This window comes from Neobacillus sp. B24 (assembly GCF_055381825.1).
On sequence record NZ_AP035777.1, the window covers coordinates 1,586,246 to 1,607,361 of the forward strand.

23 protein-coding genes and 1 riboswitch are annotated in these 21,116 nt (G+C 40.1%); of the genes, 10 read left to right on the forward strand and 13 right to left on the reverse strand.

All coding sequences use genetic code 11. From position 1 onward, the window contains the following. Nucleotides 1-12: 12 nt before the first annotated feature. Nucleotides 13-657, forward strand: a complete 645-nt coding sequence (locus tag ACZ43M_RS07935) for a response regulator (protein WP_464506863.1) — start codon at nt 13-15, stop codon at nt 655-657. Between the two features lie 108 nt (nt 658-765). Here the strand turns inward: ACZ43M_RS07935 and ACZ43M_RS07940 are convergent, their stop codons facing one another. Then, nucleotides 766-1,020, reverse strand: a complete 255-nt coding sequence (locus ACZ43M_RS07940; RefSeq protein WP_464506864.1) for a YhdB family protein — start codon at nt 1,018-1,020, stop codon at nt 766-768. Nucleotides 1,021-1,158: 138 nt separating this feature from the next. On the opposite strand from ACZ43M_RS07940, the gene ACZ43M_RS07945 reads away from it, so the two are divergent. From ACZ43M_RS07945 to ACZ43M_RS07955, 3 genes are all read left to right on the forward strand, one after another. Continuing rightward, nucleotides 1,159-2,127, forward strand: coding sequence for a M14 family zinc carboxypeptidase (locus ACZ43M_RS07945; RefSeq protein ID WP_464506865.1), 969 nt, complete (start codon nt 1,159-1,161; stop codon nt 2,125-2,127). A 190-nt stretch (nt 2,128-2,317) separates the two neighbouring features. After that, nucleotides 2,318-3,730: a SpoVR family protein gene (locus ACZ43M_RS07950; RefSeq protein WP_464506866.1), complete on the forward strand. Its 1,413-nt coding sequence runs from the start codon at nt 2,318-2,320 to the stop codon at nt 3,728-3,730. 133 nt (nt 3,731-3,863) lie between these two features. Further along, entirely contained in the window at nt 3,864-4,379 is a 516-nt protein-coding gene (locus tag ACZ43M_RS07955) for a DUF3189 family protein (RefSeq protein ID WP_464506867.1), read from the forward strand. Nucleotides 4,380-4,444: 65 nt separating this feature from the next. On the opposite strand, the gene ald is transcribed toward ACZ43M_RS07955, so the two are convergent. Both ald and ACZ43M_RS07965 read right to left on the reverse strand, forming a co-directional pair. Then, a complete protein-coding gene (gene ald / locus ACZ43M_RS07960) occupies nt 4,445-5,578 on the reverse strand; it encodes an alanine dehydrogenase (protein WP_464506868.1) in 1,134 nt (377 codons plus the stop codon). A 125-nt stretch (nt 5,579-5,703) separates the two neighbouring features. After that, nucleotides 5,704-6,939, reverse strand: a complete 1,236-nt coding sequence (locus tag ACZ43M_RS07965) for a PucR family transcriptional regulator (protein WP_464506869.1) — start codon at nt 6,937-6,939, stop codon at nt 5,704-5,706. Nucleotides 6,940-7,115: 176 nt separating this feature from the next. Here ACZ43M_RS07965 and ACZ43M_RS07970 point away from each other — a divergent pair, with 176 nt between their 5' ends. Further along, the gene (locus ACZ43M_RS07970; RefSeq protein ID WP_464506870.1) at nt 7,116-7,928 is read left to right on the forward strand and encodes a 5'-nucleotidase, lipoprotein e(P4) family; all 813 of its coding nucleotides are present in this window, start codon (nt 7,116-7,118) and stop codon (nt 7,926-7,928) included. 80 nt (nt 7,929-8,008) lie between these two features. Here the strand turns inward: ACZ43M_RS07970 and ACZ43M_RS07975 are convergent, their stop codons facing one another. From ACZ43M_RS07975 to atpB, 5 genes are all read right to left on the reverse strand, one after another. Beyond that, nucleotides 8,009-8,374 carry a cytochrome-c oxidase gene (locus tag ACZ43M_RS07975; RefSeq protein WP_464506871.1) on the reverse strand — a complete coding sequence of 122 codons (366 nt, stop codon included), beginning with the start codon at nt 8,372-8,374 and terminating at the stop codon, nt 8,009-8,011. A 146-nt stretch (nt 8,375-8,520) separates the two neighbouring features. Beyond that, entirely contained in the window at nt 8,521-9,777 is a 1,257-nt protein-coding gene (locus ACZ43M_RS07980) for a DUF445 domain-containing protein (RefSeq protein ID WP_464506872.1), read from the reverse strand. 114 nt (nt 9,778-9,891) lie between these two features. Next, nucleotides 9,892-10,863 carry an AtpZ/AtpI family protein gene (locus ACZ43M_RS07985; protein WP_464506873.1) on the reverse strand — a complete coding sequence of 324 codons (972 nt, stop codon included), beginning with the start codon at nt 10,861-10,863 and terminating at the stop codon, nt 9,892-9,894. After that, nucleotides 10,863-11,258, reverse strand: a complete 396-nt coding sequence (locus ACZ43M_RS07990) for an ATP synthase F0 subunit B (RefSeq protein ID WP_464506874.1) — start codon at nt 11,256-11,258, stop codon at nt 10,863-10,865. The genes ACZ43M_RS07985 and ACZ43M_RS07990 overlap by 1 nt, the downstream gene beginning before the upstream one ends. 26 nt (nt 11,259-11,284) lie before the next feature. Continuing rightward, complete coding sequence (atpB, locus tag ACZ43M_RS07995) at nt 11,285-11,998, reverse strand: F0F1 ATP synthase subunit A (protein WP_464506875.1); 714 nt, start codon at nt 11,996-11,998, stop codon at nt 11,285-11,287. Nucleotides 11,999-12,317: 319 nt separating this feature from the next. On the opposite strand from atpB, the gene ACZ43M_RS08000 reads away from it, so the two are divergent. Then, a complete protein-coding gene (locus tag ACZ43M_RS08000) occupies nt 12,318-12,857 on the forward strand; it encodes a hypothetical protein (protein ID WP_464506876.1) in 540 nt (179 codons plus the stop codon). 42 nt (nt 12,858-12,899) lie between these two features. On the opposite strand, the gene ACZ43M_RS08005 is transcribed toward ACZ43M_RS08000, so the two are convergent. After that, nucleotides 12,900-13,205, reverse strand: coding sequence for a HesB/YadR/YfhF family protein (locus tag ACZ43M_RS08005; protein WP_464506877.1), 306 nt, complete (start codon nt 13,203-13,205; stop codon nt 12,900-12,902). A gap of 261 nt (nt 13,206-13,466) precedes the next feature. Between ACZ43M_RS08005 and ACZ43M_RS08010 the strand changes: the two genes are divergently transcribed. After that, nucleotides 13,467-13,763 carry a hypothetical protein gene (locus tag ACZ43M_RS08010; RefSeq protein ID WP_464506878.1) on the forward strand — a complete coding sequence of 99 codons (297 nt, stop codon included), beginning with the start codon at nt 13,467-13,469 and terminating at the stop codon, nt 13,761-13,763. 51 nt (nt 13,764-13,814) lie between these two features. On the opposite strand, the gene ACZ43M_RS08015 is transcribed toward ACZ43M_RS08010, so the two are convergent. The 4 genes from ACZ43M_RS08015 to ACZ43M_RS08030 form a co-directional block, all read right to left on the reverse strand. Then, nucleotides 13,815-14,000, reverse strand: coding sequence for a hypothetical protein (locus tag ACZ43M_RS08015; RefSeq protein ID WP_464506879.1), 186 nt, complete (start codon nt 13,998-14,000; stop codon nt 13,815-13,817). 102 nt (nt 14,001-14,102) lie between these two features. Further along, nucleotides 14,103-15,455, reverse strand: a complete 1,353-nt coding sequence (locus tag ACZ43M_RS08020) for a hemolysin family protein (protein ID WP_464506880.1) — start codon at nt 15,453-15,455, stop codon at nt 14,103-14,105. 292 nt (nt 15,456-15,747) lie between these two features. Beyond that, entirely contained in the window at nt 15,748-17,055 is a 1,308-nt protein-coding gene (locus ACZ43M_RS08025; RefSeq protein WP_464506881.1) for a hemolysin family protein, read from the reverse strand. Between the two features lie 121 nt (nt 17,056-17,176). Beyond that, on the reverse strand, nt 17,177-17,746 hold the full coding sequence (locus ACZ43M_RS08030) for a GNAT family N-acetyltransferase (RefSeq protein ID WP_464506882.1): 570 nt from the start codon (nt 17,744-17,746) through the stop codon (nt 17,177-17,179). A gap of 163 nt (nt 17,747-17,909) precedes the next feature. Next, nucleotides 17,910-18,018, forward strand: a riboswitch (TPP riboswitch). Nucleotides 18,019-18,140: 122 nt separating this feature from the next. Between ACZ43M_RS08030 and thiT the strand changes: the two genes are divergently transcribed. The 3 genes from thiT to feoB all read left to right on the forward strand — a co-directional run bounded on the left by thiT (nt 18,141) and on the right by feoB (nt 21,099). Continuing rightward, entirely contained in the window at nt 18,141-18,734 is a 594-nt protein-coding gene (gene thiT, locus ACZ43M_RS08035) for an energy-coupled thiamine transporter ThiT (protein ID WP_464506883.1), read from the forward strand. 137 nt (nt 18,735-18,871) lie between these two features. Beyond that, nucleotides 18,872-19,096, forward strand: coding sequence for a FeoA family protein (locus ACZ43M_RS08040; RefSeq protein ID WP_464506884.1), 225 nt, complete (start codon nt 18,872-18,874; stop codon nt 19,094-19,096). After that, entirely contained in the window at nt 19,096-21,099 is a 2,004-nt protein-coding gene (gene feoB / locus ACZ43M_RS08045; protein ID WP_464506885.1) for a ferrous iron transport protein B, read from the forward strand. The genes ACZ43M_RS08040 and feoB overlap by 1 nt, the downstream gene beginning before the upstream one ends. Nucleotides 21,100-21,116: the final 17 nt, after the last annotated feature.

Consider the following 21,116-nt stretch of genomic DNA (forward strand, 5'->3'; position numbering starts at 1 on the left):
GGAGAGAGCGAGATGAGTATCAGAATATTGATTGCCGATGACCATCATGTGGTTAGACGCGGTTTGGTCTTTTTTCTAAGGACGCAGGAAAATATAGAAATTATCGGGGAAGCGCAGAATGGGCAGGAAGCGGTAGAAAAGGCGGAAGAACTAAAGCCGGATCTTGTCCTAATGGATTTGGTCATGCCTGTTATGGACGGAATTGAAGCGACAAAGAGAATTATTCAAAAACAACCGACGCAAAAAATTATGATTCTAACCAGTTTTTCTGACCAGAATCATGTAATTCCGGCGATTGAGGCCGGCGCATCAGGCTACCAGTTAAAGGATATTGAACCGGACGAACTGGTTAAGGCCATCAGACAGCTAATGCAAGGAGAGAATCAGCTGCATCCAAAAGCGACCACGCATTTATTGTCGCGCTATACGTTAAAAAATGAAGAAAAAAAGCCATTGGATGAATTGACCAAACGGGAAATTGATGTACTGAAGGAAATCGCCAGCGGAAAAAGCAATAAAGAAATTGCCTCCTCATTATTTATTACTGAAAAAACTGTTAAAACGCATGTTTCAAGCATTTTAGCAAAGCTCGAGGTTGCAGACCGGACACAGGCGGCACTTTATGCTGTCCGCAATGGTGTAGTAAAAAATGAATAATAAACATGAAAACACGGCTCTCCAAATTAGGAAAGCCGTGTTTTTGGTGGAATTCTATAGCCCGGTTGTAAAAAAGTTCCTCAACTAAATTGGTATCCCTTAGTTTTTTCAGGAAAAACTATACATCGGTATCTCATTATCGTCACTTTCAAAGGTCTCATTAGCATGGTCGATGTAACGAAGCAGGTTATAAAGATTTTTTTCAATCACGGTGTAGTCACGTTCGAAATTGTAGGCATGCAGGAAATGTTCAATTTTCTTTGATAAAAACTGGTCGGTGGTTCGAACCATTAAAATCAGTAAATTATCCCATTCAGATCGGTGCGTGTAATATAACGCCCGGTCGTAATCCATTTTATTCATTCAGTTGTCTCCTCCTCGATTAGGAGTTGATATTATTGTACGACATTTTAATAAGAACACCCGCAGAAAATGTTGACACCCACTGATAGTGCGGATTGCAACTTTTACCTGTATAAAGAATGAAAAAAGTGAGGAACTATGGCGAGATTATTATGTGCATTATTGGTATTTCTGGCGCTGGGTGATAAAGTCCAGGCAAGCATTGCAGAAACAAATAAACCGTATACATATGAAGCATTTGAACAGGACCTTGGGCAAATAAGGGAGAGGTATGGAGGAAATCTTGAAACGAAAATTATTGGAACGACTTATTTCGGACGAAATATTTGGGGAATTAAGCTAGGCAAAGCCAAAAAAAATATCGTATTAATCGGTGCCCACCATGGCAGAGAATGGTTGACTTCCATGCTGCTAATGAAGATGCTCGATAACTATGCCGCAAGCTATGTGCAAGATCGCAAAACCACCGCGCTGCTGGATGAAGTCTCGATTTGGTTTATCCCCATGCTAAATCCGGATGGGGTGGCCATTCAGCAGCATCAATTAAAAGGATTTCCTCCCATCCATCTCCAGCAATTAGTCATGATGAACGATGGGGAAACTAATTTTGAAAGATGGAAGGCTAATGGAATCGGAATTGATTTAAACCGTCAGTATCCTGCTGGCTGGAATGAGCTTAAGGATGGTTCAGAGACCCCTTCTTATAAGTTGTTTAAGGGGAAAGAGCCGTTCCAAGCAAAGGAAGTGATTGCCCTGAAGAATTTGATTGAGGAGATTAATCCATCGATTGCGGTTGCCTATCACACAGCAGGCCGGGAAATTTACTGGAGTTATCAAAATGGAACATTTGGTAAGCGTGACCACTCATTAGCGAGAAAAATTGCCTCACTGACAAGATACAAATTGGCGAAACCTCCGAAGGATGCGATTGGCGGGGGATTTACCGATTGGTTTATTTCAAGCTATCACCGTCCGGCGTTAACCATTGAGATTTGCCCCCTTGTCGGTGAAACAAGCCCTCCGCCTTCCATGCTGCGAAACGAGTGGAAGCGGAACAAGCTGGTTGGCCTAAAATTAGCACAAGAAGCAAAAAAACTCACACACTGATTTATAATCCAACCTATCTTGGCTAATAAGAAATTATAAAATTTATCAAATTTTATAATTTCTTAACGCATAAATTCAACTAAGCCTCTGTCTTCGTCCTAACGGACTCGTCAATCGGCAAGTTTTCATTTATTCATCATTCCCCGCTTCCCTTCATACATTGTGGTAAGAGGAAAAGGGGGAGTGGCTGATGAATGAGGCAGATAAGAAAGCACTGGAATATGCCATTGGTGAAATAACCGAGATCGCAACCGGCTTTGGTCTGGACTTTTATCCGATGCGATACGAAATTTGTCCTGCTGAAATTATTTATACGTTTGGGGCCTACGGAATGCCAACCCGATTTTCACACTGGAGTTTCGGAAAGCAATTCCATAAGATGAAACTGCATTATGATTTGGGACTAAGCAAAATTTATGAATTGGTTATCAACTCTAATCCATGCTATGCGTTTTTACTTGACTCCAACTCGTTGATTCAAAACAAACTCATCGTTGCCCATGTATTGGCCCATTGTGACTTCTTTAAAAATAATGTCCGGTTCCAAAATACGAAGCGTGATATGGTCGAAAGCATGGCGGCAACCGCTGAACGGATTCATCAGTATGAAATTCAATATGGAAAAAGAGAAGTCGAGACGTTCCTCGATGCGATTCTATCAATTGATGAGCATATTGACCCTTCGTTAATGCGGCCAAAGCTTGCCTGGTCTATTGAAGATGAGGATGAGGAAGACGATGTGGTTCGTGCAGTATCACCGTACGATGATCTTTGGAAGCTGGATGACAAAGGGAAGAAAGAGGAAAAACCAAAGCGGAAAAAGAAATTTCCGCCGCGGCCGGAGAAAGATTTGTTATTGTTCATCGAATCCTACAGCAGGGAGCTTGAGGATTGGCAGCGCGATATTTTGACGATGATGCGGGAAGAAATGCTTTATTTCTGGCCGCAGCTTGAAACCAAAATTATGAACGAAGGTTGGGCTTCCTACTGGCATCAGCGGATTCTCCGGGAAATGAATTTGACGAGCGGGGAAGCAATTGAATTTGCCAAACTAAATGCTGGGGTCGTCCAGCCGTCAAAAACAGGCATCAACCCATACTATCTGGGCCTGAAAATATTAGAAGATATTGAAGAGCGATATAATAATCCGACAGAAGAAATGAAGCGACGAGGAGTGGAGCCAGGTTCCGGCAGAGAGAAAATGTTTGAGGTCAGGGAAGTTGAATCGGATATCTCCTTCTTGCGAAATTATTTAACAAAAGATTTGGTTATGAGGGAGGATATGTATCTGTTCCAAAAGCAGGGCCGTGACTATAAAGTTGTTGATAAACAGTGGGAGCATGTCCGCGACCAGTTGGTTAATATGCGGGTAAACGGCGGGTTCCCATATATTACGGTCAACGATGGCGACTATTTAAAAAACGGCGAGCTTTATTTGAAGCACTGGTTCGAAGGTGTCGAGCTAGATGTTAAGTATTTGGAGAAGGTCCTGCCTTACGTTCATCAGCTGTGGGGCCGGCCGGTTCATATGGAAACCACTATTGAAGAGCGGGCGATGCTATTTTCTTATGATGGTAAAGGCATTCATCGGAAATATCTATAGAATTTATGAGCTATCTTGCAGTTGCAGGATAGCTTTTTTCGATAATAAAGAATGTTGAATGAATAAATATAGGGTCGGATTGGAATTAATAACCTAATCAAATATTGAATGAAGAATTGAAGGATGATTTCCGGTGATTTATATTTATAACGATTATGGTGGTACCCATACGACTTCTTTGGCAGCTGCCTATCATTTAAAGCAATTGCCTCAATCAGAAGTTAAGCTGACTAAGGATGAAATACTTAATGTTAAATATTTCAACAAACTTTCAAAACAGGATTTTGGAAAGCTAATTTTTCACGGGATTGACGACGAGGGTCATTCTGTTTATACAATCGGCAGGAAACGGAATAAATATGTTGTGCCAGCAATGAAAGAAATAATCTTATTACTACAGGAAAAATTCCAAGCTGATGAAAAAATAGTATTTTCAAATACCTCACCTACTGTTCCGTTATTGATGTCACTGGGAGGATTTTTTTCGAGAGGGTTAAAAATTGACTTTATCGGTGTACCATTATTAGTGAAAGGTGCCAAACAGTGCTGTGATAATATTTTTAGGCTGGTGGAAAATACGAAACGTGTTGGCAGTACAACTTTTAATGAAAATGTGATCATTTTGGAAAATGAAATGTATAAAAACTAAATGGTTTTCCGGCCAATAAAAGAATTAGGCCCCCTCATCGGATTGTTGAGGGGACCTGACCATATTTAAATAGCAGAAAGTTCTTTTTCTAATGCTTTTTCTACGGCAACATATTGATAGCCAAGATCCTTAGCCACTGCTTCATAGGTAATTTCGCCGTTTGCCACGTTCACGCCAAGCTTTAAAGCCGGATTTTCGGCAATCGCCTTAAAGACGCCTTTGCCGGCAATCTGTAATGCATAAGGAACTGTCACATTGGTTAACGCAATCGTTGACGTTCTTGGAACGGCCCCAGGCATATTGGCAACAGAGTAATGGATGACGCCATGTTTTTCAAATGTTGGGTTATCGTGAGTGGTTACATGATCAATCGTTTCCACAATTCCGCCTTGATCAATCGCCACATCAACAATAACGGCCCCCGGCTTCATCGCTTTGACCATTTCTTCAGTTACAAGCTTAGGAGCTTTTGCACCAGGAATAAGGACTGCACCAATTAATAGATCGGCCTCTGCAACACCCTCGGCAATATTATAAGGATTGGACATTAATGTTTTAATTTGGTTTCCAAAGATATCATCTAATTGGCGCAGACGGTCAGCACTTAAGTCGATGATTGTTACATCAGCACCGAGGCCAATCGCCATTTTTGCTGCATTTGTTCCGACAATTCCACCGCCGATAATCGTTACTTTTCCACGATTTACACCTGGAACACCGGCAAGAAGAATCCCTTGCCCGCCATTATTCTTTTGTAAGAAGGAAGCACCGATTTGAGCTGCCATACGGCCGGCCACTTCGCTCATTGGTGTCAGCAGGGGAAGAGTTCTGTTGACTGAAACTGTTTCATAGGCAATGGCAATAACACCTTTATCTTTAAGGGCTTGTGCCAGCTCTGGCTCGGCAGCAAGGTGTAAATAAGTGAATAAGACCAATCCTTGGCGGAAGTATTGATATTCGCTAGGGAGCGGTTCTTTTACCTTCATGATCATTTCTGCTTTTGTCCAGACTTTTTCGGCAGTCTCAAGAATTTCAGCACCGGCTTTTTCGTAAGCCTCATTGGTGAAACCGCTTCCAAATCCAGCATCCTTTTCAATAAACACATGATGGCCGGCAGTGACGAATGAACTGACACCAGCTGGGGTAAGGGCTACCCGATTTTCGTTGTTCTTGATTTCCTTAGGTACACCAATAAACATTTCCTAATTCCTCCTATTTTTTAACAAGAAATTCCTATGAATAAAGTATAAATTGTTTATCAGGGAAATTCTTTGTTGGTAATGGAGAAAGATAAGGGAAGTTTTTGGGGATTTTCACAAAAGCTTTAAATCCCCAGGTATTTTTCCAGCTTTAAATCTAGGAACAGCATCATTTTCTGATTAGGATCTTTGAAGTTAACATCCCCAATTTCGGAAATTCGCTTCAATCGGTAATTTAACGTATTGGCATGAACATTTAAGACTTTTGCCGCTTCATTCATGTTATTGTCGCAATTTAGAAAAACCTCTAATGTTTCCACAAGGTTGCTATTATGCTTTTGATCATACAGCTGAAGCCTTTTTAAAGAATAATTTTCGTAAGCTTCCTTTTTTCGCTTTTCCAAAAGAAGATCAAAGAGTTGATATATACCTAGTTTGTGATAGTTGTAGATATTTTTTGTTTCGTGTGGAAACTTGGCTTTTATTGATAGGACAGCCAATGTTTCTTCATAAGCCTTCGTGATTTTTTGATAATCATGATAAATGCTGCTATAGACAGGGATGAGATGATTGATTCCGTAGCGATCTGCCATTTTCACTGCAAACATTTGTGAAAATTGTTCTAATTCCAAGAATGGGTTGGCAATGTGATCCGTGGAAACCAACAGTATTAACTGATTACAATCAATGGTAGTAAGGATAATTTTTATCCGCTGATTCGTTTTTAATAAATACGAGATGGATTGTTCATCCTGATTGCTTATGTTTTCCTGAAACTGAAAGACGATAAGTGCGAAACAGGATGGCGGTGTGATTTGCAAGCTGTAGAAGTGCTCGCTGATTTCACCTGGATCATTTAAATGCCCCGTTAATAGCTTCCAAAAAAATTCTTGGAATCGCTCTTCTTTTTTATTTTTTCTCGTTTGCAGCTGTAACAGCTTATTTTTTACCGCCTCTGCCGCTTTTTTTAACAGTGTAAAGTCTTCATCTGTTAACGTTCTGTCGATTTCCAAAGCCCAGATAAAGCCCAGAACTTCATCCTGTTTCCAAATCGAAATAGCCACCCGATGGCTTAGACCAATTTCATCCATATTTTTTACCCGGATTGGCTCCTTGGTTTTTAAAAGGGAGGGAATCGTACCTTCTTTCCAAAGCTGATTAATCACTTTTTCCGGCACCCGCCGGCCAATAATCGTGGAGATTCGGGCTGGGTCGGTTCGTTCGTCATGAGTGCTGTAGGCAAGAAGCCGGTGATTGGCATCCTCAATTGTAACCGGGCATTGTAACACCTGGCTAATCAAGTCGGCGAATTCATCTAAACTATCAAATGATGTCTTAAATGGATCATATCTAGTATTCAAAGAGATAGCCTCCATACGTTTATGTAAAACCTTTGTGATCTTCGCATCCTCTTGTTTAATTTTACAAAAAAATCAGTAGAAGTTCATGTATTTCTACAAAATAGCTGACAAAAATTTCAGGTTGAATAGTTGGATTCTTCACATACTATTGGTAAAGCTGAAAGGGGATTTTCAATATGAAGAAACTAATAACATCGATATGTGCCATTGTGCTGTCCATGGCGGTGAATGCTGGGATTGGTTTAGCCCAAACAGGAGCAAGCCCAAAGAACCCATTGCTTGAGCAAAATACAATGTCGGTTCTTTGGTTTCAAAAGTCTGGAGAAGCGAAAGCGTTATATTATCAAGGCTATAATATTGGAAAACTGCGATTGGAAGAAATTTTGAAACATAAATGCAATGGAAAAAAGCCAGCCATAGTACTGGATATTGACGAGACGGTGCTGGATAACAGTCCATACCATGCCTGGAAGGTCCGAACAGGAAAAGGAGATATGTTAGATTGGAGCGATTGGTTCGACCGGGCTGTGGCAAAGCCACTTCCAGGAGCACTGGATTTCCTTAAGTTTGCTGATTCAAAAGGGGTAGCCATTTACTATATATCGAATCGGATGGAGGCCCAAAAGGAAGCGACGATTAAAAATTTACGGCTTGTTGGGGCACCACAGGCAGACGCGGAACATGTCCTGTTAATGCAGGATGGAGAACTCGGAAAAGAGACACGCCGGAAGCATGTGGCAAAGACCAATGAGATTGTCTTGCTGTTCGGGGACAACCTAAACGATTTCAAAGGTTTTGACCAATTGTCTGCTTCTGAAAGAATCAACAGGGTGGAGCAGGACTACAATGATTACGGGAATAAACTGATCATGTTTCCTAATCCGATGTATGGGGACTGGGAACTTGCTATTTATCAATATGACTTTAGCAAATCTGCTGAGGAAATTAGCAAACTCAGAAAGGATAACCTTGAGGGATTAAAACCTTAAACCAAGGAAACGCTGCAGCCAACCTACTGCAGCGTTTGTTTGCATATGGACGTGAAAAAAATGGAAGAATTAGTCCTGATTTAATTTTTTACATTGGAAAGGATATTGATCGCGAAGACGATTACACCCAAGACCATTAAAGTCCCACCGGCAGCAACTGCAGGACCAGCGGCACCTACACCAGAAACAAGGAAGGCAAGACCGACCATCATGACGGGCAAGGCAATATTGTGAATCCAAAAATGGACCTTTGCCAGCGTGGTTTCAGCCGCTTTAGGAAAGGCGACATAAATAAGACCAGCTAGTGTCATGGCCGTCCAGCCTAGCAAATTGATATGGACATGGACAGGAGTGTAGTTGAAGTTTTCCGTCATCGACATGTACATCCCAAGACAAACCCCAACAACAAAATAACACACCGAAATCTTAATAAACTTTACACCCAAATGATCTCCTCCTATAAAATTTATGACTACAGTAGTAAATATGAAGGAGTTTTTGGTTGTAGAACCTTAATTTATAGGGACAAAGTTTGATTTTTATTATGATTTCGAAGAAAATGGCATAAAAAAAGCACCTTTGGAATAGGTGCCTAAAACAATGCTTTGATCCCGACCAAAACAAGACCGATTAAGAAGCCGCATACGGCCCCATTGACCCGAATCCATTGCAGGTCTTTGCCGACATTTGTTTCAATCATGGTAATGAGCGTCTTTGTATCGAGCTTATCGAGATTTTCTTTCACAAGCTGACCAACTTTTGCGTGATTTTTATCAACGAAGCCGGAAATTTGCGTTTTAATCCAAGCCTCCAATTGATCCATTTTATCAGTATCGGAAATGAGGCTGCTAATGCCATCCTTAATAAAGGGGAGAACATACTCCTCATAAAAGCTTGGCTCATCTACAAACGCCAATGCCTTTTGCTGGATTTGGCTTAACAACCCGATGATTTTTTCTTCCACTTGCCAGTTTTCAATCGCTTGCGTTTTCAATCCGTTTAGCTCTTGGTAGATTTTTTCATCGGTTTTAATGTTTTCAAGTTTTTGATGAATATGCATCAACAAGGTTTGTCTGTTCTGATTAAACGGGTCACGGTAACTGTCAATCCCTTTAAGAATCAGATTCTGAATTATGCTGCCCAATTTTTCTTCATTAATCAGATTGCTAAAGGAACGCAAGGCTATTTGCATGAACCCATCTACTTTTATATTTTCAATCATATCGACAGCCATACCGCCAAGACGATATTTGGTACTATCCTTCTTGGCCCAATCATCTACTTCTTCGATGATGAAATCCAAAGCTTTCTCATCGTATTTTCTTACCGAAATTTGATCAACTAGTAATGGCAGGTAATCCTTGATATCCAGAGTGTTGAGCTGGGCTTTTATTTCCTTTTCAACAATTGGAGCTAGTTTGTTTACGTTAATCATTTTAATTAAATGCTTTGCCAGTCCTGTTGTATTCTTTTTCACTGCATCCGAATGGATTTCCTGATTCACAACGGCAAATATTTTCTCGGTAAATCGAAAGCTCTCGATTTTATCCCGTATGCTCTCTTTTGTCAGCCAATCATTCTCCAGCATGGATATGATTTTAGCAATGATTTTGTCCCGATTTTTTGGCAGCAATGCGGTGTGGGGAATCGGAAGTCCCATCGGATGCCGAAATAGGGCAGTGACCGCAAACCAGTCGGCAAGGCCGCCAACCAGCCCTGCCTCAAAGCCGCCCTGCAGGATTGATTTCCAAATGGATGGCTCAAGCGGAATGGTTGCTAGAAAACCGACCGCCATTACTATAAGCGAAATGGTCGCCAAATGCCTTGAATTATTTTTTGTTTCTGTCATCTTGTACCCCTCATTTATATGAAAAATAACATTTGATGCTATTATCTCAATAAATCTGGAAAAAAAGCAAAAAAAAACTGCCTATTTGCCCTTAATAAATGAGAAAAGCTCCTCTCAGGAAAGAGAAGAGCTTTTTTTCTGTGGTTTAATATGAGTAACAAGGCCATCCAAATCAGTAATATAAAATTGGGTTTTCGGTTCGAATTTCAGGTATTTTTCTTGCTGCAGTTGATAATAATTCACTTTGTGAAGCGGGTCGAATTGCAGCATTGGATAATTTTTTTTCTCCTTTACATATAAATCAACTGCTTTTTGAACCAAATCCATTTCAACCGCAATCTCTTTTTCATGTTCCTCAAATAAATCATACGTTTCTTTCGACATATAGAAGTTTTTTGAAGGAATGCCGCCCAGTATATTGGCCAGTTGGGAAAAGTCAATACTGTTATCGTCCTGAACAAGGATGGTTCGATAAACGCCTTTTGGAAGTTTATCAGAAAACTCCCTAACTGCTTTTCGGACCTCTTCAATGGAAACTTCAATGATTGGAAAGTTACTCGTGTCGACTACCGCCTTTTCAACAGACTTTTGTTTCTCCTGTTCTCCTTGTTGGAGCGGTGTTTTAAAATACTTTTGCACCATATAATAAACCGTTACGGCTCCAAGACCAATTCCTAGAAATGTCCCGATTAAGGTTAATAAAGTATTGTATCCAAATTTTCCGTCTAAGAAACTGCCTAGTTTATACCCCCCAAATACACAGAGAGCAATGGTAATGCCAAAAACCATATTTAAAGAAAGGGTTTTCATAAGAAAGGTCGTAAATTCGTTCCAATGTTCCTCATTCTTATTATTCCCTTTATCAAAAAACTTTACGACTTCTTTTCTCATTTCTTCAGAAACATTATTTTCTTTGAAAAACCCTTCCAAATACTCGATTTCGGTTTTATCTTCGTTTTTTAGCAGACAGGCTGTTTTTTCGATTGCACCTTTTGTGTAATGGACGTAAATCCATTTCTCTTCAAATCCTAGTTCAAGATTTTCCGTCACTCTGCCCAAGTATTTGGTAAACTTGTGCTTCATCATTATGCCCCCTTAATTTGTTCTGTATGTGAAAAGGATAGGCTGTGAGCAGGGAATGCTTCTGTATTTGCCTCTTTTAGGATTTGTTTGGCTTCCTCTTTAGCTGATTGGATGATTAGCTTGGCTTCACTTTCTGTTCGCCTTCGTATTTCTCTGGCATCGCTTTTGGCCTGCTTGAGGACCTGTTCGCTCATTTCCAAATTCTTTTCCGCCTCAATTTTATATTGTTCTGTTAATTGGAGCTGATTTTGAATATGACTTTTTCGGTTCTCAAGAACGGCTACGAGTTTTTTAAAGACGAGTTTTTTTAAAATTAATACGAGTACAGTAAAAATAAAAGCTTGGTAAATCATCGTCCCCAACGATATAGGCAATCCCAATAATGTAATGTCCCCCAATTCCTTTTTCTCCCCTTTCTATTAGATTATGTTAAACGGTGAGCAATGTAAACCATTGTTAAAGTAACAAAAATATATGCCTGAATTCCTCCGATAAAAATGCAGAATACCTGCCAAATAATCATCGGGAATGCAGCAAGCGAGGCAATTAAAAAGCCTTTCGTTACGGCCGCTGCCAATAAGGCAAGCATAACCTCACCAGCGTAAATATTTCCAAACAATCGAAGCCCTAAAGTTAACGTTGTGGCAAATTGTTCTATGATATTAATGGGAAACAGGAATTTAAACGGTTTGAAAAAGCTGACAACATAATGCTTAAAACCATTTTGCGCAATATCAATAAAATGGGTATAAGCGATAATCATGATTGCCAATGTCATCGTGACATGGGCATCTGCTGTCGGAGATTTCCACCAGGTAACAGGATGTTCTTCTGCTGTCATGATGGAGAAGGGGACCCCCATTAGATTTGCGATAAATAAGTACATTAACAAGGAAACTCCGGTTGACAGGATAAATAAATTGTTGGATTTCCCAATCGAATTATTCATGATATCCTCTACAAATTCGACAATCCATTCCATAACATTTTGCCATTTTTTTGGTATGTATGTATCAGGATTACGTGTGAATAAAAAGGCAATAAGAAATACAAGGATGGCAGCAACAGTACTTGTTAAAATAATCGACAAATCAAACGTTAAGTTCATCCACTCAACTTGAGGTTTTGCATGTTCCATGATGTTCACCCCCTTTCATAACCAGGTAGGGAACCAACATGATGTGGAACAGTAGAAGAGAAGTTCGCATCTATATTATAACAGAAAAGAATATTATTGTAAGATAGTTCACAATTTATTCCTAATTTTCTGAATATAAAGTGTAGTCATGCTTTTTATGGTAGCAATCATTTTATCGTTAGTAATTTTATTATTTTATTTTTTTAATTACAAAAGAAAAAAAATTCCTATTTTCTGCAACCCTTTTTACTTTTCAACGTCTTATTAAATGTTGTATTATAATCAAGGCTCAAAAATAGAAAAAAATGGGGGTAAAACGATGAAGAAATTTTTATTATCATTCGCAGCCTTAACAGTTGTGTTCGCGCTTGCAGCATGCTCGGGCAGTAACGAAAGCAAAACAGAAAAGAAGGATACGAAAACAACCGAAGAAGCAGAGGCACCGAAAGCTGATGTGAAAAAGGAATTAGTTAAATTCTATAACGAGCTTGCAACAAAAGTTAACGCAAAAGATGCTGAATTAAATGCTTATGTTGCAAAAGCTTCTCAGGAAAATCCGAAGCCGGAAGACCTTCCGACTGCTGAAGATCGAGCCAAAGCAAGCGAATCAGCAGCAGCTGTAGCTACAGAGCTAAATAACACACAAATTCCAGCAGAATTAAAAGATCACCAAGCTGACCTTGAAGCAGCAGTTAAAGAATACGCAGCCTCTTATCAAGCGAAAGCAGACGAATTGAAAAAGGATGCACCAAACTTTGAAGCGGCTGATACTACCTTTGCAAACGCAGAAGAAGCGCTAGGGAAAGTATTCCAAGCTGAAAAACTATTCCCGCCAAGCTTGGGTAAACAAGTAGACTAATCCATATAGGAACAAGCCGAGACAGAAGTCCCGGCTTGTTTATTAATGTATCGTACTAAACTCTTTGTATGTTACCTGCAATTCATTTAAAAGCTGATCTACAGACAAATAGGTTTCAGTATCCTCAAAAAACCACATATCATTTTCTTCAACGAAGAAATCCATTCCCTTAACCTTTTGAGTAAATGCGGCATTTGCTGGTGTTTCTATTGAAAAAGCAAGACTGTAACCCTTATGCTTTTCGCCAAAACCGGCATATTGCGGGTACATCCGAATGGTAAAAGGAACGTTGAATTCAAATTCTTTTTCAAACCAATTCACAGCTTTTTCGTCAATCGTAATGAACATATTTAGCACCAACCTTTGTTTATGTGGTTTATTTAGCAAGAAAAAGTTCAGGTAAAAGATTACCCGACTCAAGATTATTACTTTTCCATGTTAGTGCCTATGATAATATTCACTATATTTCTTAAAAAAGCAAAGTTTTAAAAAATGTTCATTTTTTTCTAAGATTGGATTGATACTAACCCTATAATTGTTACTGTTATTGTAACATCTCTACAGTGAAAACGATGGTATGATAGATATATCCGAAAGGGGTTGTGATCGATGGAAAAAGAATTTGAAAAGCTAAATGAAAATGTTAATGATATAAAAGATCTTATCAAAGCGTTTAATGCGACGTTAGACCATATTGAAAAAAGGTTGGCTCGATTGGAGAAGGTTGATAGCATCGAGCACCGAGTTGCCGTTAACCAAATTGATTTATCCGATATTAAAGAATCATTGGAGCGTATTGAAAGTAAACAGGGAAATGACATTCAGCATCTGAATCGCCGCTTAGATTCTCACCTTGTCAAAATTGCAAGAGTGGAAGAAGAAGTTCTCATGCTTAAATCAAAATAAAAAAGATTAGGAAAAGCTTCCTAATCTTTTTTTTGGAATAAAAGACAGCGCTTACCTACTCTTGATTAGTGCTTTTACGCCGTAATAGAGTATAGCGAATGCAAAGATTAGAATCGCTAGAGCGCCGATAACATGAAAGAATGATGACAGGCTTGCTAGAAATGAAATAGCTGGCATCTTAATAAGGGCAAAGCCTGCTAAGATACAAGCTAAAAATAAAACTGCTGTTTGATTCATTTTTATCCCCTCCTTGCTAGCAGGATATGCAGGATGTTTGTCTGATGTATAGTTCAACTGTCCCATTTTTGGGCAAAAAAAAACCTGTCATCGCAGGTTTTTTTAGTAAAGGACCTCAGATTTCGGCAGGGCAATCTGTTGAATATTTGCTTCGCCGTCCTTGGCCGTTTTGGTTACTTCAATATATTTTATATGATGGTCTTCCATTTCAATGATTTTAAAGGCAAATGTGCCATGAATCATGATGTCGCCTTCTTTAGCTTCGTAATTCTCAGTTAAAATCCAGCCGCCAATGGTATCGACATCTTCATCGTCAATTTCAACGCCAAGCAAATCATTGACTTCTGAAACGAGCACCTTTGAATCAATGATATAGTGGTGTTCTTTCACTTTTCGAATTTCTGAAATTTCGTCATTATCGAACTCATCGCGTATTTCGCCGACGATTTCTTCAAGAATATCCTCAACAGTGACAAGCCCTGATGTACCGCCATACTCATCCATTAATACCGCCATATGAAGGCGGTCCTTTTGCATCTTTACAAGCAAATCATGAATTGGAATCGTTTCAATCACTCGAATAATCGGGCGTGTATAATCTTCAAGGGTTTGATGGGATATTTTTTCGTTTCCAATCAAATCCGTCATAATTTCCTTAATATTAACAAGGCCGATGATATGATCCTTATCGCCGTCAATGACCGGATATCTGGTGAACTTTTCCTCACGGAGAATCTTCAGAACGTTTTCCAACGTTTCATCCTTGGACAGTGAGACAATTTCGGTCCTTGGAACCATGATTTCTTTGGCTATGCGGTCATCAAAATCAAAAATTTTATTCACATACTTAAACTCTGATTGGTTAATTTCGCCACTTTTATAGCTTTCTGAAAGGATAATTCGCAGTTCTTCCTCCGTATGGGCAATTTCATTTTCCGAAACGGGCTTCAAGCCAAAGAGACGGGATACAATCCGGGCTGAACCGTTCAGCACCCAAATAAATGGATACATCACTTTATAAAAAAAGATTAGTGGCCGTGATAAAGTGAGGGTAATCCATTCGGCTTTTTGAATGGCCAGGGTTTTAGGGGCCAGTTCTCCAACCACAACATGTAAAAATGTTATCGACGCAAAGGCAATGGAAATCGATAATATTTTTGTTGCACTTTCAGGAATGTTTAAGGCCGAGAAGACCGGACCGAGCAAATGCTCAATGGTTGCTTCCCCAATCCATCCAAGACCTAGTGCTGTGATGGTGATTCCCAACTGACAGGCTGAAAGATATTCATCCAAGTTTGAAGTTACCCGTTTCGCCGCAATGGCTTTCGAATTTCCTTCCTCGATTAACTGATCAATCCTTGAGCTTCTAATCTTGACAATAGCAAACTCTGAAGCTACAAAAAAAGCAGTTAAAGCAATTAAAATGGCTATTAAAACCAAGTTAAATATGTCCAAATAATTTCCCATATCCCGTCTAATTAGACGAGCAGGGTGTCACCTCCTAGTTTTTTAAAAGACTAACTGGAACCCGTGAATAAAGGCTCGTTAACTTTTCCTTATGCTGCCAATTCCATTTCGACATATTGATAATTTAATAAATTAATAAATATTATAAAGAATATAAACTATACAGTCAAACGTTCTAGTTTTTATAGGTCATCTTATCTACAATTTATGGTAAAATACCAACAATATGAACATATTTATTCAAAATATTTAGAAAATAATTAGTTAAAATAACGCCCCCTTATTCAGGAGACGCTGACAGTTTCTTCACTTCAATAAACATGATATGATGGCCTTCAATTTCGTTGATTATGAAAGCAAAACCATCCCTTTCCATGATATCCCCTTGTTTGACATCGAATTTCTGGGTTAGAAACCAGCCGCCAATCGTGTCAACATCATCATCCTCAAGAGCAGTACCCAACAGATCGTTTACCTCGCTAATTAAAACCTTCCCGTCCAACAGGAAGTGATTTTCTCCAAGTTTTCGGATAAGCGGAAGCTCATCGATATCAAACTCATCGCGAATTTCGCCAACAATTTCTTCAAGAATATCCTCAACCGTCACAATACCAGCAGTCCCGCCATATTCATCTGAAAGCACCGCCAAATGGGAACGGCTTTTTTGCAGCTTTACCAACAATTCTTGAACCGGGATGGTTTCGATGACATAGGTGACAGGCTTTAAATAGTGCTCCAGTGGTTCTTCGTCGGTGCATTTTTGCTGGATGCAATCAGTTAAAACTTCCTTAATATTAACCACACCTAGAATATTGTCCTTGTCACCGTCAATAACTGGATATCGCGTGTATCCTTCTTCACTGACTGTATCAACAATCTCTTTAAGGGTTGCATCCTTAGAGAGTGTGATCACTTCTGTTCTTGGTACCATGATTTCTTTGGCAATCCGATCATCAAATTCAAAAATCCGATTCATGTAGCTGTATTCGGATTGATTGATTTCACCGCTCTCATAGCTTTGGGATAAAATCATCCTTAATTCCTCTTCAGAAAGAACTATGTCCTGTTCCGAAACGGGTTTTATCCCAAATAGACCTGTTACAAAGCGGGCGGAGTGATTGAGTGCCCAAATAAACGGATACATCAGCTTATAGAATAGGATTAAGGATGGCGCGAACATCAAAATGATTTCTTCCGATTTTTGAATTGCGAATGTTTTGGGGGACAGTTCCCCAATCACAACATGAATATATGTAATCACTATAAATGATAAGATTACCGAAATAATATGCTCCAGTGATGCCGGAATGTGTACCCAGTCAAAAATTGGATTTAACAGCCTGCGGATCGTTGGTTCACCAAGCCACCCCAAAATTAACGAGGTGATGGTAATGCCGACCTGCGTCGCTGATAAAAAACCATCTAAATTCGAAATAACCCGCTTGGCCGCCTGCGCTTTTTTGTTGCCTTCTGAAACAAGCTGGTCGATTCTGGTTCCCCGCACTCGTACAATCGCAAATTCAGAAGCGACAAAATAGGCAGTAAAAGCAATCAGGATAGCAATTGTTAAAATATTGATCCAAATCATTGGTCGCCCTACAAACGTAAGGCACGCCACCTCACTTACATTACTCTTTCTCTCATTATTGCCTTAACGGACCAATTCTACTTGTATAAAATAGAAAAAAGCTGTCAAGAGTGACAGCTCTTTAAATAGAACTAATACCCTGCACCGGAATGACATTCCATTCCCGGGCTAGTTTGCTGTAGATGATGATGTCGTGGAAGTATCCATTTAAATGCTCACCATCTCTAATGATTCCCTCTTTCTGAAACCCAAGCCTTTCGGGAATGGCCTGGCTTCTATGGTTCCCCAAGCCGCAGCGAATCTCAATCCGATTCAATCCGAGATCAAAAAAAGCATAATTAAGGAGGGCTTTAACTGTTCTGGTCATAATTCCGTGACCTTCCGCGTTTTTGGCCAGGTAATAGCCGATGCTGGCCATTTTGTTGTACCAATCAATTTGATGGAGGCCGATTGACCCAACCAGCTTTCCTTTATAAATAATGCCGAGGTTACAAGCGCTGTTTTCAGCAAATTGATTGAGCCAGACGGGAATGACCGATTCAAATTGAAACGGTGTGGTCATACTATCCACCCATGGCAGCCATCTGCGCAAGTGTTCGCGATTCTCTTCGACAAGCTGATAAAGCAGCAAGGAATGATGGCGTTGAAACAATTGCAACTCTAAATCATGATCAACCTTTAAAGTAAACATAGGGCAATACTCCTGAAAAATTTTTTTCTACATCATATGCAATTCTTCAGATGCTGACAGTTTTATTAAAAAAGATCTCGGGTGCAGGTTTTCATCACGAAGTGAAGGTTTTCCTTGTCAAAGAAATGAAACAGTAGTATAGTCGAAGGTGGAATAAGTGAATATTTTCCACAGGGGGAGCTGCCAATCGCGCGGCTGAGAGTGAACGTTATAGTTCTGACCCTATGAACCTGTTAGTTAATACTAGCGTAGGGATGTGGTTTTGCCTAAGTATTTAAGCAATGCAGACAAACCTATGTTCTGCATTGCTTTTTTTATTGGAAAAATCGATTCTTACCCTTGCCTGCTAGCTGAAACAGGTGGCGAAGTACAATATTTTAAGGGGGAAATTGGAGTGAACAGTAAGAGAAGTAACACACGTTTTATCACAGAGGTGGCTGTTTTTTCAGCATTAGCCTATTTATTGGATTTGGCGGCGAACATTATGTCATTAAAAATTTGGCCGCAGGGAGGCTCGATTTCGATTGCCATGGTGCCAGTATTTCTGATTGCGTACCGTTGGGGAATAAAAGGCGGTCTGTTAACTGGATTCTTGCTGGGATTATTGCAGTTTATTCTTGGATTTGCCCAAATCTATACAATTATTCAAGGTATCATTGATTATTTTATTGCCTTTACCGTTGTCGGCCTTGCTGGTGTGTTTGCACGTCAAATCAAGCAGTCTTTTGAAAAAGGGGAAAAAGGTAAATGGATGACGTATGTGACGCTTGGCGCTTTTCTCGGCAGCTTCCTGCGCTATATCTGTCACGTATTTTCCGGGATTGTCTTTTTTGGCGAATATGCTCCGGAGGGACAGCCTGTATTGTTATATTCATTAATCTATAATGGAACCTATATGCTGCCAAACTTCATCGTTAGCGCTATTATCATTATTCTAGTCATCTCGGCCTTGCCTAAAAAAATGTTTATTCAGCAATTTAATCACTAAGAAGAAGAGCCTAGCGCTTTTCTTTTTTTTTCGAACAATTGTCAAAATTACCTCTCCAAAAATTTAAAAAAAAGAGTTATAATGACAATATAAGAAAGAGAATCATTCTCAATTAAAATGGATTGGGTGATAATGACATGTTCGCTTCATTAAAAGCAGGAGATAAAGGTAAGATTATAAATATTTCTCATGTGAGCCGCCTTGTCCAAAGACGTTTGCTTGATTTGGGCATCACCGAAGGGTCCGAGGTGTGCGTAAAGTGTGTCATGCCATTTGGCGGCCCAATTATGATTGAATCTTGCGGCCAGTGTGTTGGAATTCGCCGCAAAGAAGCAGTTCAGATTGAAGTGGTGAAAGTATAATGGAAATTGCTCTTATAGGTAACCCGAATACGGGAAAGACATCTTTGTTTAATAATCTAACAGGTTCCTATGAGTACGTCGGCAACTGGAGCGGTGTTACGGTTGAAAAGAAGGTCGGCGTCTTTAAAAATAATATTGGTCATTTGATCGACCTGCCGGGTGTTTATACGCTGAACCCGCTGTCAAAAGACGAAGGCGTAGTGACTTCCTTCTTTTTAAATGAGCCGGTTGACCGCTTGCTTAATATATTGGATGCTTCACAATTAGAACGTAATTTGCATCTTACTTTGCAATTGCTTGAATACGAAAGACCACTGCTTATCGGCTTAAATATGATGGATGTTGCCCACAAGCGTGGGATTCATATTGATGTCAACAAGTTGTCCGACATGCTTGGCGTGCCGGTTGTGCCAGTTGTGGCCCGGAGCGGCAAGGGCTGTGATAAACTTGTCGATGTCATTTCTACAAAATCGCTTCAGCCTGTTAAAAAGAACCTTGTTTATTATGGCAAAGAGGTGGAGGCGGCGATTGCGGAATTGTCCAGCGAGATGTCCGGAAAAACGGCTCACTCCCATCACTGGCTGGCGATTCAGTATTTTGAAGGAAACGCCTATGTTAAAACTTACTTGGAATCCATTGTCGGTGAACAGAAATTATCAGCGATCCTGACAAAACTGGAGGCCGATGTATTAAAACAAAATGATGTCAAAACATTGGCAAACTTTATTTATTTAAAAAGAAAAGCAGCGATTGAGAAAATCGCCGCCGATGTTGCCATCAAAAAGGATGCCGTTATACCGCTATCTGAAAAAATTGATGCCATTGTTACGAATAAATATTTGGGTATGCCCATCTTTTTATTGTTCATGTATTTGATGTTTATGCTGACTTTTGATTGGCTCGGAACACCGTTATCAGATGTGCTGGATAGCTTCTTAACCGGGCCCATTACGACGTGGTTTGAAACAGCATTAAGTGCCGTCAACGCTTCCGATTTTATTCGGGCGTTAGTGCTTGAGGGCTTAGTTGCAGGGGTTGGCGGAGTGCTCGTCTTCGTACCGCAAATCTTTATCCTATTTTTCTTTATTTCGTTACTGGAGGATTCCGGATATATGGCCCGGGTGGCGCTGGTCATGGACAGAATCATGGAATCCGTCGGGTTGAACGGCAAAGCGTTTATTCCGATGATGATAGGATTTGGCTGTAACGTACCGGGAATCATGGCGGCAAGAACAATTGAAACACCGCGGGAACGCCTGTTAACTATCTTGTTAACACCGCTTATGTCATGCTCAGCGCGTCTTCCGGTTTATGCGCTGTTTGTCGGAGCCTTTTTTGCCGGCCATAAAGCCTTCATTGTTCTCAGCCTGTATGTGCTGGGCATCGTTGTTGCGCTTACGTTGGCAAAAATCTTTTCTTCTACACTATTAAAATCGGAAACATCGTTATTTGTCATTGAACTGCCGCCATACCGTCTGCCGCAATTCCAATCGTTATGGAGAAGCACTTGGGATAAAGGAAAGGGCTTCGTAAGGAAGGCTGGAACGTTTATCTTTGCCGGTTCTGTGTTTATCTGGCTATTGTCATATGCTGGCCCTCATGGATTAAAAGTGGATATGGATGACAGCTTTTTAGCAGCAATCGGCGGCGTGATTGCCCCGATTCTGGAGCCAATTGGCTTTGGCACCTGGCAGGCCTCAGCGTCGTTAATTACTGGATTCCTTGCGAAAGAAGCCATCATTTCAACCATGAACATCATTTACTTTGTACCGAATGATGCCAGCCTGCAAGGATTATTAGCAAACTATTACTCGCCGTTATCGGCCTACAGCTTTATGGTATTTATTTTACTATACATTCCATGCCTTGCGACGACCGCAACGATTTATAAAGAAACAGGTTCAAAGAAATGGACAGCTTTTTCCATTGGCTACGCGCTTGCCATTGCTTATGTTTTATCCTTGATTATTTTCCAAGGTGGTAAGCTGTTCGGACTTAGCTGACAAGTAAGGGAGATGGG

Bases quoted from the DNA above. Each gene is read 5' to 3' on its own strand.
- ACZ43M_RS07980 (WP_464506872.1), bottom strand. From the start codon at position 9,777: ATGACAGAAACAAAAAATAATTCAAGGCATTTGGCGACCATTTCGCTT.
- ACZ43M_RS08005 (WP_464506877.1), bottom strand. From the start codon at position 13,205: ATGTTCATTACGATTGACGAAAAAGCTGTGAATTGGTTTGAAAAAGAA.
- ACZ43M_RS08040 (WP_464506884.1), top strand. From the start codon at position 18,872: ATGTTCGCTTCATTAAAAGCAGGAGATAAAGGTAAGATTATAAATATT.
- ACZ43M_RS07970 (WP_464506870.1), top strand. From the start codon at position 7,116: ATGAAGAAACTAATAACATCGATATGTGCCATTGTGCTGTCCATGGCG.
- ACZ43M_RS08000 (WP_464506876.1), top strand. From the start codon at position 12,318: ATGAAGAAATTTTTATTATCATTCGCAGCCTTAACAGTTGTGTTCGCG.
- ACZ43M_RS07935 (WP_464506863.1), top strand. From the start codon at position 13: ATGAGTATCAGAATATTGATTGCCGATGACCATCATGTGGTTAGACGC.
- feoB (WP_464506885.1), top strand. From the start codon at position 19,096: ATGGAAATTGCTCTTATAGGTAACCCGAATACGGGAAAGACATCTTTG.
- ACZ43M_RS08025 (WP_464506881.1), bottom strand. From the start codon at position 17,055: ATGATTTGGATCAATATTTTAACAATTGCTATCCTGATTGCTTTTACT.
- ACZ43M_RS07985 (WP_464506873.1), bottom strand. From the start codon at position 10,863: ATGATGAAGCACAAGTTTACCAAATACTTGGGCAGAGTGACGGAAAAT.
- ACZ43M_RS08010 (WP_464506878.1), top strand. From the start codon at position 13,467: ATGGAAAAAGAATTTGAAAAGCTAAATGAAAATGTTAATGATATAAAA.
- ACZ43M_RS08030 (WP_464506882.1), bottom strand. From the start codon at position 17,746: ATGTTTACTTTAAAGGTTGATCATGATTTAGAGTTGCAATTGTTTCAA.
- ACZ43M_RS07945 (WP_464506865.1), top strand. From the start codon at position 1,159: ATGGCGAGATTATTATGTGCATTATTGGTATTTCTGGCGCTGGGTGAT.
- atpB (WP_464506875.1), bottom strand. From the start codon at position 11,998: ATGGAACATGCAAAACCTCAAGTTGAGTGGATGAACTTAACGTTTGAT.
- ald (WP_464506868.1), bottom strand. From the start codon at position 5,578: ATGTTTATTGGTGTACCTAAGGAAATCAAGAACAACGAAAATCGGGTA.
- ACZ43M_RS08015 (WP_464506879.1), bottom strand. From the start codon at position 14,000: ATGAATCAAACAGCAGTTTTATTTTTAGCTTGTATCTTAGCAGGCTTT.
- ACZ43M_RS07950 (WP_464506866.1), top strand. From the start codon at position 2,318: ATGAATGAGGCAGATAAGAAAGCACTGGAATATGCCATTGGTGAAATA.
- ACZ43M_RS07940 (WP_464506864.1), bottom strand. From the start codon at position 1,020: ATGAATAAAATGGATTACGACCGGGCGTTATATTACACGCACCGATCT.